This window comes from Streptomyces sp. NPDC005017 (assembly GCF_042873115.1).
GTDB lineage: Bacteria > Actinomycetota > Actinomycetes > Streptomycetales > Streptomycetaceae > Streptomyces.
Genome location: NZ_JBIALD010000004.1, coordinates 41,002 through 57,666 on the forward strand (window position 1 = coordinate 41,002; position 16,665 = coordinate 57,666).

Annotated in this window: 14 protein-coding genes, 1 tRNA gene and 3 pseudogenes; 12 read left to right on the forward strand and 6 right to left on the reverse strand. The window is 73.5% G+C overall.

The window, feature by feature from the left end; all coding sequences use genetic code 11:
* Positions 1–21 precede the first annotated feature (21 nt).
* The 3 genes from ACFYR0_RS07420 to ACFYR0_RS07430 all read left to right on the forward strand — a co-directional run bounded on the left by ACFYR0_RS07420 (position 22) and on the right by ACFYR0_RS07430 (position 3,476).
* Positions 22–1,209 carry a thiolase family protein gene (locus ACFYR0_RS07420; RefSeq protein WP_389322885.1) on the forward strand — a complete coding sequence of 396 codons (1,188 nt, stop codon included), beginning with the start codon at positions 22–24 and terminating at the stop codon, positions 1,207–1,209.
* Between the two features lie 317 nt (positions 1,210–1,526).
* Positions 1,527–2,300, forward strand: coding sequence for a sulfite exporter TauE/SafE family protein (locus ACFYR0_RS07425; RefSeq protein ID WP_389322887.1), 774 nt, complete (start codon positions 1,527–1,529; stop codon positions 2,298–2,300).
* A gap of 441 nt (positions 2,301–2,741) precedes the next feature.
* A complete protein-coding gene (locus ACFYR0_RS07430) occupies positions 2,742–3,476 on the forward strand; it encodes a cobalt-precorrin-6A reductase (protein ID WP_389322889.1) in 735 nt (244 codons plus the stop codon).
* A gap of 10 nt (positions 3,477–3,486) precedes the next feature.
* Here the strand turns inward: ACFYR0_RS07430 and ACFYR0_RS07435 are convergent.
* The 3 genes and pseudogenes from ACFYR0_RS07435 to ACFYR0_RS07445 all read right to left on the reverse strand — a co-directional run.
* Positions 3,487–4,383: pseudogene (locus ACFYR0_RS07435) on the reverse strand (MFS transporter); the annotation flags it as partial.
* 169 nt (positions 4,384–4,552) lie between these two features.
* Positions 4,553–5,326 carry a precorrin-6A synthase (deacetylating) gene (gene cobF / locus ACFYR0_RS07440; RefSeq protein ID WP_389322891.1) on the reverse strand — a complete coding sequence of 258 codons (774 nt, stop codon included), beginning with the start codon at positions 5,324–5,326 and terminating at the stop codon, positions 4,553–4,555.
* A 57-nt stretch (positions 5,327–5,383) separates the two neighbouring features.
* Positions 5,384–5,899, reverse strand: a complete 516-nt coding sequence (locus tag ACFYR0_RS07445) for a DUF309 domain-containing protein (protein WP_389322893.1) — start codon at positions 5,897–5,899, stop codon at positions 5,384–5,386.
* A 102-nt stretch (positions 5,900–6,001) separates the two neighbouring features.
* On the opposite strand from ACFYR0_RS07445, the gene ACFYR0_RS07450 reads away from it, so the two are divergent.
* Positions 6,002–6,075, forward strand: a tRNA-Pro gene (locus ACFYR0_RS07450).
* A gap of 86 nt (positions 6,076–6,161) precedes the next feature.
* Here the strand turns inward: ACFYR0_RS07450 and ACFYR0_RS07455 are convergent.
* Positions 6,162–6,281: pseudogene (locus ACFYR0_RS07455) on the reverse strand (chitinase); the annotation flags it as partial.
* Between the two features lie 22 nt (positions 6,282–6,303).
* On the reverse strand, positions 6,304–7,020 hold the full coding sequence (locus tag ACFYR0_RS07460; protein WP_389322895.1) for a TetR/AcrR family transcriptional regulator: 717 nt from the start codon (positions 7,018–7,020) through the stop codon (positions 6,304–6,306).
* A gap of 130 nt (positions 7,021–7,150) precedes the next feature.
* On the opposite strand from ACFYR0_RS07460, the gene ACFYR0_RS07465 reads away from it, so the two are divergent.
* The 8 genes and pseudogenes from ACFYR0_RS07465 to ACFYR0_RS07500 all read left to right on the forward strand — a co-directional run.
* Entirely contained in the window at positions 7,151–8,356 is a 1,206-nt protein-coding gene (locus tag ACFYR0_RS07465) for a DegT/DnrJ/EryC1/StrS family aminotransferase (protein ID WP_389322897.1), read from the forward strand.
* 764 nt (positions 8,357–9,120) lie between these two features.
* Positions 9,121–10,422, forward strand: a complete 1,302-nt coding sequence (locus ACFYR0_RS07470) for a UDP-glucose dehydrogenase family protein (RefSeq protein ID WP_389322899.1) — start codon at positions 9,121–9,123, stop codon at positions 10,420–10,422.
* A 17-nt stretch (positions 10,423–10,439) separates the two neighbouring features.
* Positions 10,440–11,390, forward strand: coding sequence for a UDP-glucuronic acid decarboxylase family protein (locus ACFYR0_RS07475; protein ID WP_389322901.1), 951 nt, complete (start codon positions 10,440–10,442; stop codon positions 11,388–11,390).
* 94 nt (positions 11,391–11,484) lie between these two features.
* Entirely contained in the window at positions 11,485–12,147 is a 663-nt protein-coding gene (locus tag ACFYR0_RS07480; protein ID WP_389322903.1) for an NUDIX domain-containing protein, read from the forward strand.
* A gap of 124 nt (positions 12,148–12,271) precedes the next feature.
* The gene (locus tag ACFYR0_RS07485) at positions 12,272–13,306 is read left to right on the forward strand and encodes a sugar ABC transporter substrate-binding protein (RefSeq protein ID WP_389322905.1); all 1,035 of its coding nucleotides are present in this window, start codon (positions 12,272–12,274) and stop codon (positions 13,304–13,306) included.
* Positions 13,306–14,385: an ABC transporter permease gene (locus tag ACFYR0_RS07490; RefSeq protein WP_389322907.1), complete on the forward strand. Its 1,080-nt coding sequence runs from the start codon at positions 13,306–13,308 to the stop codon at positions 14,383–14,385. The genes ACFYR0_RS07485 and ACFYR0_RS07490 overlap by 1 nt, the downstream gene beginning before the upstream one ends.
* Before the next feature lie 8 nt (positions 14,386–14,393).
* Positions 14,394–15,254 (forward strand): ATP-binding cassette domain-containing protein, encoded by an 861-nt coding sequence (locus tag ACFYR0_RS07495; protein ID WP_389322909.1) that lies wholly within the window; start codon positions 14,394–14,396, stop codon positions 15,252–15,254.
* A gap of 93 nt (positions 15,255–15,347) precedes the next feature.
* Positions 15,348–15,491 (forward strand): annotated as a pseudogene (locus tag ACFYR0_RS07500) (IS481 family transposase); the annotation flags it as partial.
* Here ACFYR0_RS07500 and ACFYR0_RS07505 read toward each other — a convergent pair.
* Positions 15,488–16,474: a DUF3068 domain-containing protein gene (locus ACFYR0_RS07505; protein WP_389322911.1), complete on the reverse strand. Its 987-nt coding sequence runs from the start codon at positions 16,472–16,474 to the stop codon at positions 15,488–15,490. The pseudogene ACFYR0_RS07500 and the gene ACFYR0_RS07505 overlap by 4 nt on opposite strands.
* Between the last annotated feature and the right edge of the window lie 191 nt (positions 16,475–16,665).

Below are 16,665 nucleotides of genomic sequence, written 5' to 3' on the forward strand. Positions count from 1 at the left end.
CGTCGGTCAGGAGTCCTCCCCTTGCGTCCCGTCCACTTCGCGGCCGCCCGCCGCACGCCCATCGGCAAGCTGCGCGGCGCCCTGTCCGCCGTACGGCCCGACGATCTCGCCGCCGCCGTGGTCCGGGGTCTGATCGCCGACGCGCCCGCCCTCGACCCCGCCCGGATCGACGACGTGTACTGGGGCGCGGCCAACCAGGCCGGCGAGGACAACCGTAACGTCGCCCGGATGGCCGTGCTCCTCGCCGGCCTGCCCGAGTCCGTGCCCGGCGCCACGGTCAACCGGCTGTGCGCCTCCGGTCTGGAGGCGGTCACCACGGCCGCGCGCACGATCGCCGCGGGCGAGGCCGACGTCGTGGTGGCGGGCGGCTCCGAGTCCATGAGCCGCGCCCCCTTCGTACTGCCCCGCCCCGACGAGGCGCTGCCGCACCGGATGGAGACCGTCGACACCCGCCTCGGCTGGCGGCTGGTCAACCCGGCGATGAAGGACCTGCACGGCCTGCTCGCCATGGGCGAGACCGCCGAGGAGGTCGCCGCCCGGTACGGCGTCTCGCGCGAGCGGCAGGACGCGTTCGCGCTGCGCAGCCACCAGCGGGCCGCGCTGGCCCGCAAGAACGGTCACTTCGACGACGAACTCCTGCCCTACGAGCGGGCCGACGGCGTGGTCGTGGACGCCGACGAATGCGTCCGCGAGGACACCTCGCTGGAGAAGCTCGGCCGGCTCAAGCCCGTCTTCCGCAAGGACGGCAGTGTCACCGCGGGCAACGCCTCGCCGATGAACGACGGCGCGGCCGGTCTGCTCCTGGTCAGCGAGGAGGCCCTGAACGACCTCGGCCTCGAATCGCTCGGCCGCTATGTCGCGGGCGCGTCGGCCGGGGTCCACCCCGACGTGATGGGCATCGGCCCCGTCCCGGCCACCCGCAAGGCCCTCGCCCGGGTCGGCTGGGAGATCGGCGACGTGCAGGAGGCCGAGTTCAACGAGGCCTTCGCCGCGCAGGCCCTGGCCTGTGTGGACCAGCTCGGCGTCGACCCGGACCTGGTCAACCCCAGCGGCGGTGCCATCGCCCTCGGCCACCCCCTCGGCTGCTCCGGCGCCCGCATCCTCACGACCCTGCTGCACCGCATGCGGCGTACGGGGGCGGCTCGTGGCCTCGCGACGATGTGTGTCGGGGTGGGGCAGGGGAGTGCGGTGCTGGTGGAGCGCGGCTGATTCAGGGTCTGGCGGGGGCTGTGCTGCGCGGCGGCGGGTGCGGGTTGCCTGTGGCCGGTCGCGCAGTTCCCCGCGCCCCTGGGAGTGGTGGTGTGCTGGGGGTGTGAGGGTCGTGTGAGCGAGCACGGGGCCGGGTGGGGGTGTGTGGGCGGCTGGTCGCGCCGTTCCTCGCGCCCCTGGGGGTGACGGCGTGCCTGGGGGGCGCGGGGAACTGCGCGATCACCCGCACCCGTTCACTGGCAGCCCCCCCCCGGGATCGCCATGCAGGGGACGCTCCTGAGGGGCGCCGCATACGTGCGCATAGCATCGGTCTCCGCATGAACACGATGACGCTCTGGCACATATCAGGCTGGGAGTTCGCCGCCCTGGCCGCCGCCGCCCTGCTCGTAGGCTTCTCCAAGACCGCCGTGTCCGGGGCCAACACCATCAGCCTGGCGGTGTTCGCGGCGGTGCTGCCCGCCCGTGCCTCCACCGGCGTGCTGCTGCCGCTCCTGATCGCCGGGGACGTGCTCGCCGTGCTCACCTACCGGCGGCACGCCCACTGGCCGACCCTGCTGCGGCTGTTCCCCGCCGTCGCGGCGGGCGTGGTCGTCGGCACGGTCTTCCTGGTCTGGGCCGACGACGAGGTGGTCCGGGTCTCCATCGGCGCCACCCTGCTGCTGATGACCGCGGTCACGCTCTGGCGGCGGCGCGCCGTCGACAAGGAGGACGACCCCGACGCGGTGACCACCCGCGCCGGGCGGGTCAAGGCCCGTTCCTACGGCGTCCTCGGCGGCTTCACCACGATGGTCGCCAACGCGGGCGGCCCGGTGATGTCGATGTACCTGCTCTCCGCCGGCTTCCGCAAGCTCGGCTTCCTCGGCACGTCGGCGTTCTTCTTCCTCATCGTCAACGTGGCGAAGGTGCCCTTCAGCGCGGGGCTCGGGCTGATCGACGGGCAGTCGCTGCTGCTCGACGCGGCGCTGGTGGTGTTCGTCGTGCCGGGGGCGGTCATCGGCAAGTGGGCGGTGCGGCGGATCAACCAGCGGCTCTTCGAGCAGATCGTGATCGTGGCGACGGTGGTGGGGGCGGTGCAGTTGCTGCTCCGCTGACCGGGGGTGCTTCCTGACGCCGGTGGCTCTGCCCGGGTGGCGGCTGCGGGTCGTGGGTGGCTGGTCGCGCAGTTCCCCGCGCCCCTTTTGGGCGGTTGTTCTGGGGGCGTCGGGGCGGGCCTGCCTTCTTGGGGGCGCGGGGAACTGCGCGAACGGGCACGGGCGGCCTGCAGGCGAAGGACGGGGACAGGTGCGGGTTGTGATGGGTTGCTCGCGCAGTTCCCCGCGCCCCCAGACGCAGACCTCCATCCCCTGCCCCTGCCCCTGCCCCGGGCAGCTCCTGCGCAACGCCGCCGAGGACAACCGCCCCAAGGGGCGCGGGGAACTGCGCGACCAGCCCCGTGCGGCCCGCAGGCGTAGGAGGGACAGGTGCGGGAACTGCGTGGTCTGTTCGCCACGACCCGTGGCCGGCGGGAAAAGGCGGCGCAGTACTGTCGGTGTATGGATCACGTGTTGGTGCTCGGGGGGACCGGGGAGGCGCGGGAGCTGGCGGGCGAGTTGGAGGCGCGGGGCGGGGTCCGGGTGACGACCTCGCTCGCGGGGCGGGTGTCGCGGCCCGGCGCGGTCGCGGGGGAGCTGCGGATCGGCGGGTTCGGCGGAGCCGAGGGCCTGGCCGACTGGATGCGCGAGCACGGCGTCACCGCGCTGGTCGACGCCACGCACCCGTTCGCCGAGGCGATCACCGGGAACGCGGCCGCGGCGGCGGCTCTGACCGGCGTACGAGCGGTCGTGCTGCGCAGGCCCGGCTGGCAGCCCGGCCCCGGAGACCGCTGGCACTGGGCGGACTCCCTGGAGGACGCCGCCGCCCTGCTGCCCGCCCTGGGCCGCCGCGTGCTGCTGACCACCGGCCGCCTCGGCCTCGCCGCCTTCGCCGGACAGACCGCCCTGGAGTTCGTCGCCCGCTCCGTGGAGCCGCCCGCGCCGCCGATGCCGCCGCACACCGAAGTCCTCCTGGCCCGGGGGCCGTTCACCGAGGCCGACGAGAGGAACCTGCTGCGGGAACGCCGTATCGACGTCGTCGTCACCAAGGACAGCGGGGGAGACGCGACCTCCGCCAAGCTCACCGCCGCCCGTGAACTGGGCCTGCCCGTCGTGATCGTACGGCGCCCGCCGCTGCCGGACGGAGTGGCCGCCGTGCCCGATACGAGGGGCGTGCTGGACCGGCTGGGCCTGTGAGACGGGGCTGTCCGGCGGGGACCGGCTGCGGGGAGCGGTCCGGCAGGCCCGTGTTGAGGTCCTCCACCAGCAGCCGCTTGGCGATCGTGTCGACCGCCGAGCGCAGGTCGGCGCCGGGCGGACGGCCGATGTCCTGGCGGACCCGCTCCTCCAGCCAGGCCGCCCACGCCTCGCCGAGGAAGTTCGCCTCACGGGCCCCGGCCTCGGTGTGGGAGACCAGCATGCCGTTACGGGTGAGGTAGCCCTCGGCGACCATCCGGTCGAAGACCGGGAGCAGCACCTCGGGCGGCACATGCTTACGGGTGGCGATCAGGCTGACGCTCGCATGCCCGACCATGCGGGTGAACAGGTCGACCTGCATGACCGCCCACGCCCCCGCGATGTCGAGCCGGCTCCGCGAGTCGCGCAGCAGCTTGCGGGCCGTGTCCAGGTCCGTCCCCACGATGATCTTCGCGACCGCCGCCTCCAGCAGCCGCTGGGAGTCCGCGCCGCGCGGCGAGGCGAAGCCCTCGCCCATGTCCGTGGAACCCGTCCGGGCGCTGTCGCGCGGCGGCACCCGCTTGAGGAACAGGGCGACCAGGAAGCCGAGCGCGGCGACCGGGACCGTCCACAGGAACACCGTCTGGAGCGTGTCGGCGTAGGCGTCGACGATGGGCGCAGCCGTCGCGTCGGGCAGCCCGTGCGGCCCCTCGGGGCTGGTCGCCGCGCGGGCGACGTCCTGCGGGTCGGCCCCGCCGACCGCGGCCGCCTCCGCCACCCCCTCGCGCAGATTGGGCGTCAGGGTGTTGGTGTGGATCGTGCCGAACACGGCCGTGCCGAACGAACTGCCCAGCGTCCGGAAGAAGGTGACACCCGAGGTCGCCGTGCCGAGATCGGCGTAGTCGACCGTGTTCTGCACGGCGATCGTCTACGGGAGGCTGCGCGGCAGGCGGTGCGGTTTCCTCGGCGACTGTCACGAGGCCACGATCACACCGGCCGACCGGCCCCGCACGCGGGAACGGCCCGCGCGGGTGGAGCCGGACGGGACGGCGGGTGTGCCGCTCAGGAGCCGGTCAAGGGGCCTCTCCGGCCTCCTCTCACGCTTCCCTGGGGCGGCGGCGCAGCAGATAGGTGTCCATGATCCAGCCCTTGCGCTCGCGCGCCTCGGCCCGCAGCCGCTCGATGCGCGGCGCGGCCTCGGCGATCGGTCCGGAGGCCAGGATCTCGTCCGGGGTGCCGATGTACGCGCCCCAGTAGATGTCGATGTCCTGGTCCGCGTACCGCCGGAAGGCCTGGTGCGCGTCCAGCATGACCACGACGTCGTCCACGCCCTCGGGAAAGCCCTCGGAGAGCCGCCGCCCGGTGGTGATCTGCACCGGCCGGGCCACCCGGTTCAGCCCCGTGCGATGCCGTGCCACCAGCGCGGAGACACTGCTGATGCCCGGGATCACGTCGTACTCGAAGGTCACCGCGCCGCGCTCCAGCACCTCCTCCAGCACCGCGAGCGTGCTGTCGTAGAGCGCGGGGTCGCCCCACACCAGGAAGGCGCCCGTCTGCTCCTCGCCGAGCTCCTCGCGGATCAGCCGCTCGAAGATGCCGGCCCGCGCGCTGCGCCAGTCCCCGACCGCAGGGGAGTACGCCGCCCCGCCCGCCCCGCGGTCCCGTTCGGGGTCCTGGGCCCGTACGACCCGGTACGTGCCCTCCGGGACGTGTGTGCGCAGCATCTCCTGGCGCAGGTCGGTGAGATCCGCCTTGACCTCGCCCTTGTCCAGGACGAAGAAGACGTCCGTGTCCCGCAGCGCCCTGACCGCCTGAAGAGTCAGCTGGTCGGGGTCGCCCGCGCCGATACCGATGACATGAATGCTTCGCACGCCCCGAGTCTGCCGTACGCCACCGCCACGGTGTACACCGGTCGGGTGACCCGGCCCTCAGGGCGTCCGGCCGCCCCGCAGCCGGGGTGCCCGCGCCACCGCGTCCACCGGACCGCCCCCGGCCTCCACCCCGTCCGCCAACTCCCGTGCCCACGCCGCCACGCCCGCGAGATCCATCCCGTGCGGCCGCGGCCGGCCGCTCAGCGCCGCCCACTCCTCGGCCCCGGCCGCCCCGCGCCGCAGCAGCCGCGCGCCGCCCGTGGTGTTGCCGCGCGCGGCGTGCGTGAGACCCACGGCGACCTGGGCCAGAGCGCGCCACAGCGTGCGCTCCGCCTCGGGGCCGGACTTCCAGGCGTCCTCGAACACCTCGTGCGCGTGGAACGGCTTGCCCTCGGCGAGCAGCGCCTGCGCCTCGGCGACCGTCTCGTCGGGGGTGCGCGCGACGCCCTCCGGCTGCCGGGCCACGCCCCGCTCGCCGTACGGCAGGGGCCGGCCCAGGCCGTCCCGTGGCCGGGCGTTGCGCGCCCGTCCCTCGTCGTCCCGGTCCCGTCCGCCGCCCGCCGTACGTTCCATACGGCCATTGTCCGCCCCGGCGACGGCCGGGTTCGGCCGGACCGGTCGGGTGCGGTAAGGTACTGTCCGCACGATCACGCGGATCATCGCTGGTCGCGGCACCGGGACGTGGCGCAGCTTGGTAGCGCACTTGACTGGGGGTCAAGGGGTCGCAGGTTCAAATCCTGTCGTCCCGACGGTGCGAAAGGGCCCTCGCGGGCGGAAGTCCGCGGGGGCCCTTTTCCTGTTCGGTTCCGTTCCTATTTGGTTCCGGCGGTCGTCGGCAGTTGGAGGTCGCCGCCCGGGGGACACCGAGGACGGACGTGAACCTGTTGCAGGCGTCCACACGGCTCTGCGCCTGTGCCGGGTCGCGGCCGTCGCACTCCAGGGAGCCGTTGGCCGAAGGGCGGGGCCGGGAGCGCGGCTTACGGGGTCGTGAAGGGGGTGAGGAGGGCGTTGAGGCCTGAGGCCAGGCCCTTGGGGCCGCCGGGGGTGGCCAGGGTGGTGGTCGCCTCGCGGAGGTGGGGGAGCTGGTGGGCCGGCATCCGGTGCAGGCCCAGGCGGAACGCGGGGTCGGACTCGTCGGGGTTGTCGACCATCTGCCGCAGCTCCACGAAGACGTAGCCGAGGATCCAGGCCTGGAAGGCACGGAACACCGTGGCCGCCTCCGCCACGTCGAACCCGGCCTCGCGCAGCAGCCCGAGCACCCTCTCGTGCTCGCGCAGCACCGCGAGCGGCCGCCGCGCCAGCGGCACCGCCAGCATCCGCGTGGACAACAGCGGCACCACCTGCGGATGGGCGAGGCAGACGTCGTACGTCGCGCGAGCGATCCGGTGCAGCCCGGCCCGCCAGTCGGGCTCCGCGTCCGGCAGCCGTTCCTCCAGCTCCAGATAGAGCGCCTCGACCAGCCCGTCCAGCAGGGCGTCCTTGCTCGCCGCGTACCGGTACAGCGCCATGGCCTCCACGCCCAGTTCGGCCCCCAGGCGGCGCATGCTCAGCGCGGACAGGCCCTCCCGGTCGACCAGCTCCAGCGCGCTCGCCAGCACCCGCTCCCGGCTCAGCCGCCCGTAACGGCCCCGGTCGCTGGCGCGCCGCGCCGGTCCCGCTCCGGTGCCCCGTGACCCACTGCGTTCGTCCGCCATGCCCGACCTCCCCGATGGTCCGTCGCTGTTGACTCTAAGCACCCTTGGGGGCAAAGTGTATGTATACGACGTAAACGTACGCTTATGGGTCACGCGGTGGCGTCGCACCCGCACCACCGGGGAGTACTCGATGACGAGCGAACCGGACATCCCCTTCGCCAGGACCCGGATCACCCCCGAGGCCCGGCGCGCGGTCGAGCGGGTCCTCACCTCGGGATGGGTGACCGCCGGCCCCGAGACGGACCGGTTCGAGGCCGAGTTCGCGGACCGGGTCGGCGCCGACCACGCGATCGGCGTGAGCTCCTGCACGGCCGCCCTCGAACTGTCCCTGCGCGCCCTGCGCCTGCCCCCCGGCGGCACCGTCCTGGTCCCCGCGATCACCTTCTGCGGCGTGGCCCACGCCGTCCTGAACGCCGGGCTCCGGCCCGTGCTCGTCGACGCCGACCCGCGCACCGCCGCCCCCACCCCGGCGACCGTCGCCCGCGCGGCCCGGGCCTGCGGCTGCCCCCAGGCCATGATCGTGCTGCACTACGCGGGCGCCCCCGCCCCGGTCGACGAGCTCGCCGCAGCGGCCCGCGTGCCGCTCACCCATGTCGTCGAGGACGCCGCGCACGCGCTCGGCACCACGGTCGGCGACCGGCCCGTCGGCAGTCTGTCGCACGCGACCTGCTTCAGCTTCCACGCCGCCGCGAACCTCCCCATCGGTGAGGGCGGCATGGTCACCACCGACGACGCCGGCCTCGCCGCCCGCGTCCGGCGCACCCGGCTGCACGGCATGTCCACCGACGCCAGGGGCCGCTACCTGCCCGGCGGCGCGCCCGACTTCACCGTCGAGGAGGCGGGACTGAAGGCCGACATGACGGACGTCCAGGCCGCCGTGGGACGAGCCCACCTGCGGCGCCTGGACGTCTGGCAGCAGCGGCGCCGGGAGCTGGCCGCACGCTACGACGAGGCCCTCACCGGCGTTGTCGGCATCGAACCCCTGGAGACGGACACCCCGGGCCGGCACGCCCGCCGGCTGTACCCCGTGCGGGTCCAGGACGAGTACGGCACCGCCCGCGACGAGCTGATCGTCCGCCTCGCCGACGTCGGCGTCGCCACCTCCGTCCACTTCGTCCCGCTGCACCGTCTGCCCTACTTCCGCGACCGCTCCCTGCTGCCGCCCGGCGGACTCCCCGGCGCCGACGCCCTCCACCCCCGGCTGCTCTCCCTGCCGCTGTACCCCGACCTCACCGACCGGCAGGCCGACCGCGTCTGCGCCGAACTGGCCCGGCACGCCCGCGCCGTGACCCCTCCCTCGACCGGGCCGCGCACGCTGATGATCGGCATGGGGTAGCGCCTGTCCTGTCCGGCAGATCCCCGCCCGCCCGGCGACACCTGGCCCCGGATCCGCGCCCTCCGGCCCGCGACGCCTGGGACCGCGCCCTCCGGCCCGCGACGCCTGGCCCTGGATCCGCGCCCTCCGGTCCGCGACGCCTGGGACCGCGCCCTCCGGCCCGCGAGACCTGGGACCGCGCCCTCCGGCCCGCGAGGCCTGGATCCGCGCCCTCCGGTCCGCGAGGCCTAGGACCGCGCCCTCCGGTCCGCGAGGCCTGGATCCGCGCCCTTTCGGCCCGCGATGTCCCGAGCCTCGCCCCCGTCCCGCCACCTCCCGCACAGCGGCCAGCGCCCGTTCCCGCCTCCCCTTTAATCCGTGTTGACCGGAATTGTCCGGAGGGAGATGATGTACGTGTACGTCGTAAACGTACGGCCTATATCGGCGGTGATCGAAGATGCGGAACGGGACCCTCGCCCCCGGCCCGGGGCGCCCGCGGGCCCTGGCCCCCGGCCGGCCCGAGACGCTCCCCCGGGTGGTGCCGGCCGCCGAGCTGCCGCCCCGGCCCGCGCTGCCCCGCGTCAAGGCGCTGCACGTCGCACCCACCGCCCCCGGGACACCGCCGACGCCGTCGGCCGGCTCCTGGACCACCCGCAGGAGGCCGCCCGGACGGGACGTCAGGACCGGCTGCGGGTGCGTGCCGCGTCGGCCCCGCAGACCATGTGCGCGGCGGTGGACGCCTGTTACCGCGACCTGCTCGGGACGTGACCCCACGGAGTGACACCATGCGCCTCACCGTCATCGGTACCGGATACGTAGGAGCCGTCCACGCCGCCTGCCTGGCCGACCTGGGCCACGAGGTACTCGGGGTCGACCTCGACGCCGAGCGGATCGCCGAACTCGCCGCCGGACGGCCGCCGTTCTACGAGCCGGGGCTCGACGCCCTGCTGAAGCGGGGGGTGGACACCGGACGGCTGCGCTTCGGCACCTCGCAGGCCGAGGCCGCCCGGTTCGCCGACACCCACTTCCTGTGCGTCGGCACCCCGCCGCTGCCCGGCACGGGAGCCGCCGACCTGCGCTACGTCGAGGCTGCCGCGGACGGCCTGGCCCCGCATCTGACCGAGGGCGCGCTGGTCGTCGGCAAGTCCACCGTACCCGTCGGCACCTCGGCCCGGCTGGCCGCGCGGCTGCCCGGCGCGGAGGTCGCCTGGAACCCCGAGTTCCTGCGCGAGGGCTGCGCGGTGCGCGACACCCTGCGCCCGGAACGCATCGTCGTGGGCACGTCGTCGCCCGCGGCCGAGGCACGGCTCAGGGAGATCTACGCGCCCCTGCTGGCCGCCGGGGCCCCGCTGATCGCCACCGACCCGGCCACCGCCGAACTGGTCAAGCTCGCCTCGAACTCCTTCCTCGCCACCAAGGTCTCCTTCGTGAACGCCATGTCCGAGATCTGCGACGCCACCGGCGCCGACGTGCTCACCCTGGTCGGGGCGATGGGCGCGGACACCCGCATCGGCTCCCGCTTCCTCGCTCCCGGTCTGGGCTTCGGCGGCAGCTGCCTGCCCAAGGACATCCGCGCCCTCGCCGCCAGCGCCGAGGGACTCGGCCTCGGCGGTTCGGTGGCCTTCCTGCGCGAGGTCGACGCCATCAACTCCCGCCAGCGCGACCGGACGGTGGAGCTGGCCCGGCGAATGCTCGGCGGCGGCTTCGCCGAGCGCAACGTCGCCGTGCTGGGCGCCGCGTTCAAGCCGCACAGCGACGACGTCCGCGACTCGCCCGCGCTGGCCGTCGCCGAGACCGTACGGCAGGCGGGCGCCCAGGTCCGGGTGCACGACCCGGAGGCCGTCGACAACGCCCGGGCCGCCTGTCCCGCGCTCCAGTTCGCCCCGGACGTCACCAAGACCTGCGAACAGGCCGACCTCGTCCTGCACCTCACCGAGTGGCCCCAGTACCAGGAGCTGGACCCGGCCGCGCTCGCCACGGTGGTGCGCGACCCGCTGCTGGTCGACGCGCGCCACACGCTCGACGCGGAGAGCTGGAGCGAGGCCGGCTGGACGGTGCGGGCGCCGGGCCGGCCGCGGCTCGCCTGACCGGAGGAAGGCGCACGATGCGTGTCGTGGTGTCCGGCGGAAGCGGCTTCCTGGGTTCGCATCTGTGCGAGGCGCTGGTGCGCAGGGGTGACAGCGTCCGCTGCCTGGACAACTTCTCCTCCGGCCGGATCGCCAACATCGTGGCGCTGCTGGAGAGTCCGCGCTTCGAGTTCACCCTGTGCGACGTCACGGACGAGCCCGCCTTCTCCGGCGGCATGGACGCCGTGATCCATCTGGCCGGCCCCGCGTCCCCGCGCGACTACCTCGGCCGGCCGCTGCAGACCCTCGCCACGGGCAGCCGGGGCACCGAGAACCTGCTCCGCCTCGCCCACCGCCACCGCGCCCGGTTCCTGCTGGCCTCCACCAGCGAGGTCTACGGCGACGCCGCCGTGCATCCCCAGCGCGAGGACTACTGGGGGCAGGTCAACCCCATCGGGCCCCGCAGCGCCTACGAGGAGGCCAAGCGGTTCGCCGAGGCCGTCACCGCCGCCTACCGGCGCAGCGAGGGCACCGACACCGCCATCGTGCGGATCTTCAACACCTACGGCCCCCGGATGCGGGCCCACGACGGACGGGTCGTCTCCACCTTCGTCCGCCAGGCCCTGGACGCCGAGCCCCTCACGCTCCACGGCGACGGCAGCCAGACCCGCAGCTTCTGCTACGTCGACGACATGGTCCGCGGTCTGGTCGCCATGCTGGACAGCGACCTGGCGGGCCCGGTCAACCTCGGCAGCCCCGACGAGCGGACCGTGCGCCGGCTCGCCGAGCTGGTCCTGCGGATCACCGGCTCGCACAGCGAACTGCGTCTGCTGCCGCTGCCCGAGGACGACCCGGTCCGCCGCCGCCCCGACATCACCCGCGCCCGCGAGGGCCTGGGCTGGCAGCCGCGGGTGCCGCTGGAGGAGGGGCTGCGGCACACGGTCGCCTGGTTCGCCCACCGTCCGGAGTCGCTCACGGTCCCCTCCTGACCTCCGTCCCGGCCCGGCCGGGATCGCGCCCGGTCCGGTTCGCACAGGTGTGGTAGAAGCGGCGTATGACCACTTCGACCCATCCGTACAGCCGATGACCGCCGGCGTCGACACCCCGGACCACCGGGGCCGCACGGGGCTCGACCGCACCGGACTCGACCTGACCGGCAACCCGCGGGTGAAGGTGCGGGAGGTGCGGCTGCTGTCCAGCCACTGGTACGTCGAGCGCGCCACCACCTACGACCTCCAGCGCGGCGACGGCACCTGGAGCACCCAGCAGCGCGAGACGCACGACCGGGGCAACGGCGCGACCATGCTGCTCTACGACACCGAGCGCGAAACCGTCCTGCTCACCCGGCAGTTCAGATACCCGGTGTACGTCAACGGCCACCCCGACGGGATGCTGATCGAGACCCCCGGCGGACTGCTCGACGACGAGGACGAGCAGCCCGAACTCGCCGTGCGGCGCGAGGTGGTGGAGGAGACCGGTCACACCATCGGCGAGGTCCGGCACGTCTTCGACGTCTATATGAGCCCCGGCTCGGTCACCGAACGCGTGAGCTTCTACGCCGCCGAGTACGGCCCCTCCACGCACACCCACGAGGGCGGCGGCCTGGACGAGGAGGGTGAGGACATCGAGATCCTCGAACTGCCCTTCCGCAGGGCCCTGGAGATGATCCGCTCCGGGGAGATCGCCGACGCCAAGACCATCATGCTGCTCCAATGGGCCGCGCTGGAAGGGCCGTTCGCGCGCTGACCCGCCGGGACCGTTCGCGCGCCGGCCCTCCCGGGGCCGGCGCGGGCGCCGTGGTTGGCCGCCGCGGCCGGGGGTAGGGAACGCCCACGCCCGTCCCCTGCTCGCACAGTGAGGTGCAGAACAGATGGATCGCTCTTCCCGGCCCCGTTCCCGCTCCCGCAGAATCGTTCCCGCCCTGGCCGTGGCCGCAGCGGCGGCACTGGCCCTCGCCGGCTGCTCCAGCGACTCGGGCGGCAAGAAGGCCGAGGAGTCGCGGGACGGGGGCGGGGGCGGCTCCGCGGGCAGGGCGGACACCCCGCGCATGACGATCGCCCTGGTCACCCATCAGTCGCCGGGCGACACCTTCTGGGACATCGTCCGCAAGGGCGCCGAGGCCGCCGCCGCCAAGGACAACGTCAAACTCGTCTACTCCGCCGACCCGAGCGCCGGAAACCAGGCGAACCTCGTCCAGAACGCCATCGACCAGAAGGTCGACGGCATCGCCGTCACCCTCGCCAAACCGGACGCCCTCAAGGACGTGGTGGGCAGGGCGAAGGCGGCCGGCATCCCCGTGGTCGGCCTCAACTCCGGTGTGAGCGAATGGCAGCGGCTCGGCCTGATGGAGTTCTTCGGCCAGGACGAGACGGTCGCCGGCGAGGCCCTCGGCAAGCGACTGAACACACTCGGCTCCCGGCGCGCCGTCTGCGTCGTCCAGGAACAGGGCAACATCGGCCTCACCCAGCGCTGCGACGGCGTGAAGAAGACGTACTCCGGCACCCTGGAGAACCTCTACGTCAACGGCACCGACATGCCCTCGGTGAAGTCGACCATCACTGCCAAGCTCAAGAAGGACGGCGACATCGACCACGTCGTCACCCTCGGCGCCCCCATCGCCCTCACCGCCACCCAGTCCGTCTCCGAGGCCGGCAGCGAGGCGAAGGTCGCCACCTTCGACCTCAACAAGCAGCTCACCAAGGCCATCGCCGACGGCAGCGTCGAGTTCGCCGTCGACCAGCAGCCCTACCTCCAGGGCTATCTGGCGATCGACTCCCTGTGGCTCTACAAGAGCAACGGCAACTACCTGGGCGGCGGCGAGCAGCCCGTGCTCACCGGCCCGGCCTTCGTCGACAGGTCCAACGTCGCCGCCGTCGACGCGTTCGCCGCGAAGGGCACGCGGTGATGAGCACCGCCCCGCACGCCGGACCGGCGGCCGCCGCGCCGCCGGCCCCCGGGTCCGGCAGGACCGCCGACGGGCGCGCCGCCCGACGGCCCCTCGCCCGCAGACTCCTGGCCCGCCCCGAGGTCGGCGTCCTGCTCGGCGCGGCCGCGGTGTTCGTGTTCTTCCTCGTCGCCGCGCCCGCGGTGCGCGACGGCGACTCGATGGCGAACATCCTCTACCAGTCGTCCACCATCGGGATCATGGCGCTGCCGGTGGCCCTGCTGATGATCGGCGGCGAGTTCGACCTCTCCTGCGGCGTCGCCGTCATCACCTCCGCGCTCACCGCGAGCATGGTCAGCTACCAACTGACCATGAACGTCTGGGCGGGTGTGCTGCTCGCCCTCGTCGTCTCGCTCGCCGTCGGCCTGCTCAACGGCTGGCTGCTGGTGCGCACCGGCCTGCCGAGCTTCCTCGTCACCCTCGGCACCTTCCTGATCCTCCAGGGCGTCAACCTCGCCGTCACCACCTGGGTCACCGGGAACGTCGCCACCGACGACATCAGCGACATGGACGGCTTCGGCCAGGCCAGGGCGGTCTTCGCCTCAGACTTCGGCGTCGGCGGCGTCCAGGTGAAGATCACCGTCGTGTGGTGGCTGGTCCTCGCCGCCCTGGCCACCTGGCTGCTGCTGCGCACCAGGTACGGCAACTGGGTCTTCGCCGTCGGCGGCGACAAGGAGTCGGCCCGCGCGGTCGGCGTCCCGGTGACCTTCACCAAGATCTCCCTGTTCATGCTGGTCGGCCTCGGCGCCTGGTTCGTCGGCATGCACCAGCTGTTCACCTTCAACACCGTGCAGTCCGGCGAGGGCGTCGGCCAGGAACTGATCTACATCGCCGCGGCCGTGATCGGCGGCTGCCTGCTCACCGGCGGACACGGCTCCGCCGTCGGCCCGGTCTTCGGCGCCTTCATGTTCGGCATGGTCCAGCAGGGCATCGTCTACGCCGGCTGGAACCCCGACTGGTTCAAGGCGTTCCTCGGCGTGATGCTGCTAGGCGCCGTCCTGATCAATCTGTGGGTCAGCCGCACGGCGACCCGGAGGTGACCCGCCCCATGACGACCACCCACACGCCCGCCGCGCCCCTCGTCGAACTGCGCAGGGCCGGAAAGTCGTACGGCAACGTCCGGGCCCTGCAAGGCGTCGACCTCGCGGTCCACCCCGGCCGGGTGACGTGCGTGCTCGGCGACAACGGCGCCGGCAAGTCCACCCTCATCAAGATCGTCTCGGGGCTGCACCGGCACACCGAGGGCGAGTTCCTCGTCGACGGCGCGCCCGTGCGCTTCGGCTCCCCGCGCGAGGCCCTCGACCGGGGCATCGCCACGGTCTACCAGGACCTGGCCACGGTGCCGTTGATGCCGGTGTGGCGCAACTTCTTCCTCGGCTCCGAACTCACCCGCGGACCCTGGCCGTTGCGCCGGCTCGACATCGGCCGTATGAAGCGGACCGCGGACGCCGAACTGCGCGCCATGGGCATCGTCCTGGACGACCTGGAGCAGCCCGTCGGCACGCTCTCCGGCGGTCAGCGACAGTGCGTCGCCATCGCCCGCGCCGTCCACTTCGGCGCCCGCGTCCTCATCCTCGACGAGCCCACCGCCGCCCTCGGCGTCAAACAGTCCGGTGTGGTCCTGAAGTACATCGCCGCCGCCCGCGACCGCGGACTCGGCGTCATCTTCATCACCCACAACCCCCACCACGCCTACATGGTCGGCGACCACTTCAGCGTGCTGCGCCTCGGCACCCTCGAACTCAGCGCCGACCGCTCCCGGATCACCCTGGAGGAACTGACCAACCACATGGCGGGCGGCGCCGAACTCGCCGCGCTCAAGCACGAACTGGCGCAGGTCAGCGGCGTGGACGTGGCCGAACTGCCCGAGGCCGAGGAGGTCGCCCCGCCGTCGCCCGACAGCCCCTGAGGCCCCTCCGGGGAGTTCCGCCTGCGGTGCGGACGACGGGGCCTCGCCGGACAGCCCCTGGGGCCCTTCTGATGGCCTCCGCGGCGTCGCGACGCCCGCCCCTACCGCTCGGAGACCGAACGTCGCGAGGCGTTCCCCGGGTGGCTGCACACCCACAATCACCACCGCGGACACACCGCGCTCGCAGGCAAACCACCCGCCGGCCGCGTCCCCGACCTCACGGGTCGGTACACCTAGCCGACCATCTGAGGCACGGGCGTCCCGGTCGCCGGCTCCGGGGCGTCAGGGCGCCGGCCCCGCACCAGCAGGGCCGCGCCCACCGCCGCGAGCAGGAACCCCACGGCCCCGGCCCCGACGGGCACGGTCGTGCCGAGCGCCCGCAGCTTGGCCCCGTCCGCCTTCGCCTTCTCCACCGCCGCCTTCTGCGTGGCGGTCGTGTGGGTCAGCGCGGGCACGTCCAGCAGGACCACCGCGTCCTTGGCGGAGTCCGGCGCGCGCAGCGCCTGGCGCGGGCCGATCCGGGCCTTCAGCACACGGCCGGTGACCTGGTCGACGACCAGACGGATCCCCCGGTTGGAGTACCACTCCTCGGCGAGCACCTGAGGCGCCGTGCGCAGCCCGACCAGCACTCCCGGCACCTGTCGGGTGCCCACCTTGGTCGGCGGGACCGCGCCGGTGAAGGCGTACCCCTCGTAGCCCTGGACCTTCTCCCGCCCCGCGTAGGACAGCGCGACCGTGGAGCCGAGCGTGGCGTCCCACCACTGGTAGGTGCGCTTCTCCACGCCGAACGGGAACTTCAGGTACGCCTCGCCCTCGTGGTAGGGCTCCTCCTCGCAGCAGTGCGCGGGCCGGTTGGTGCGCCGGTCGGTGACCCACCGGGCCTGGTCGAACTTCAGGGCGTCGTGCGGGTCGGCGGCGGGCAGCGACTTGTCCGTGTCGACCGTCGTCACCACGTCCCAGACGGCCTTCCCGCTCTCCTTGCTCGCCGCCACGTCCCCGCGCACCCGCTGGGTGGCGGTGATCCGGCGGTCGTCGAGGGTCTCGGCCTCCCCGACATCGAAATAGCTGCCCATGCCCTCGGACACGGAGACGGCGTCGATGTCGATCGGGTTCACCGCCGCGCGCGGCTTCACGTACCACGCCAGCATCGGGGCGAGGACCAGCAGGAAGACACCGATGCCCAGCAGGGTCAGGGACAGCGGTGAGGCACTTCGGCGCATCCGGCACTCCCACAGGTTCGACTGCCCGGACCGTAGGAGCCGTGAGCGGTGCGCGTCTACGCACCTGCGTGACAAAACAGCCCGGGGATCCGGCCCACTCCGGCCGACAGCCGCCCGACGGGGCGCGGGGAACTGCGCGAACGGCCACGACGAGCCCGCGGCACGGACGGACGCACCGGGCGGGTGGCACG

Excerpts from the sequence above, each read along its gene's own strand:
- ACFYR0_RS07505 (WP_389322911.1), bottom strand. The coding sequence starts at position 16,474 with ATGCGCCGAAGTGCCTCACCGCTGTCCCTGACCCTGCTGGGCATCGGT.
- ACFYR0_RS07495 (WP_389322909.1), top strand. The coding sequence starts at position 14,394 with ATGACGACCACCCACACGCCCGCCGCGCCCCTCGTCGAACTGCGCAGG.
- ACFYR0_RS07460 (WP_389322895.1), bottom strand. The coding sequence starts at position 7,020 with ATGGCGGACGAACGCAGTGGGTCACGGGGCACCGGAGCGGGACCGGCG.
- ACFYR0_RS07425 (WP_389322887.1), top strand. The coding sequence starts at position 1,527 with ATGAACACGATGACGCTCTGGCACATATCAGGCTGGGAGTTCGCCGCC.
- ACFYR0_RS07430 (WP_389322889.1), top strand. The coding sequence starts at position 2,742 with ATGGATCACGTGTTGGTGCTCGGGGGGACCGGGGAGGCGCGGGAGCTG.
- ACFYR0_RS07445 (WP_389322893.1), bottom strand. The coding sequence starts at position 5,899 with ATGGAACGTACGGCGGGCGGCGGACGGGACCGGGACGACGAGGGACGG.
- ACFYR0_RS07490 (WP_389322907.1), top strand. The coding sequence starts at position 13,306 with ATGAGCACCGCCCCGCACGCCGGACCGGCGGCCGCCGCGCCGCCGGCC.
- ACFYR0_RS07465 (WP_389322897.1), top strand. The coding sequence starts at position 7,151 with ATGACGAGCGAACCGGACATCCCCTTCGCCAGGACCCGGATCACCCCC.
- ACFYR0_RS07475 (WP_389322901.1), top strand. The coding sequence starts at position 10,440 with ATGCGTGTCGTGGTGTCCGGCGGAAGCGGCTTCCTGGGTTCGCATCTG.
- ACFYR0_RS07480 (WP_389322903.1), top strand. The coding sequence starts at position 11,485 with ATGACCGCCGGCGTCGACACCCCGGACCACCGGGGCCGCACGGGGCTC.
- ACFYR0_RS07485 (WP_389322905.1), top strand. The coding sequence starts at position 12,272 with ATGGATCGCTCTTCCCGGCCCCGTTCCCGCTCCCGCAGAATCGTTCCC.
- ACFYR0_RS07470 (WP_389322899.1), top strand. The coding sequence starts at position 9,121 with ATGCGCCTCACCGTCATCGGTACCGGATACGTAGGAGCCGTCCACGCC.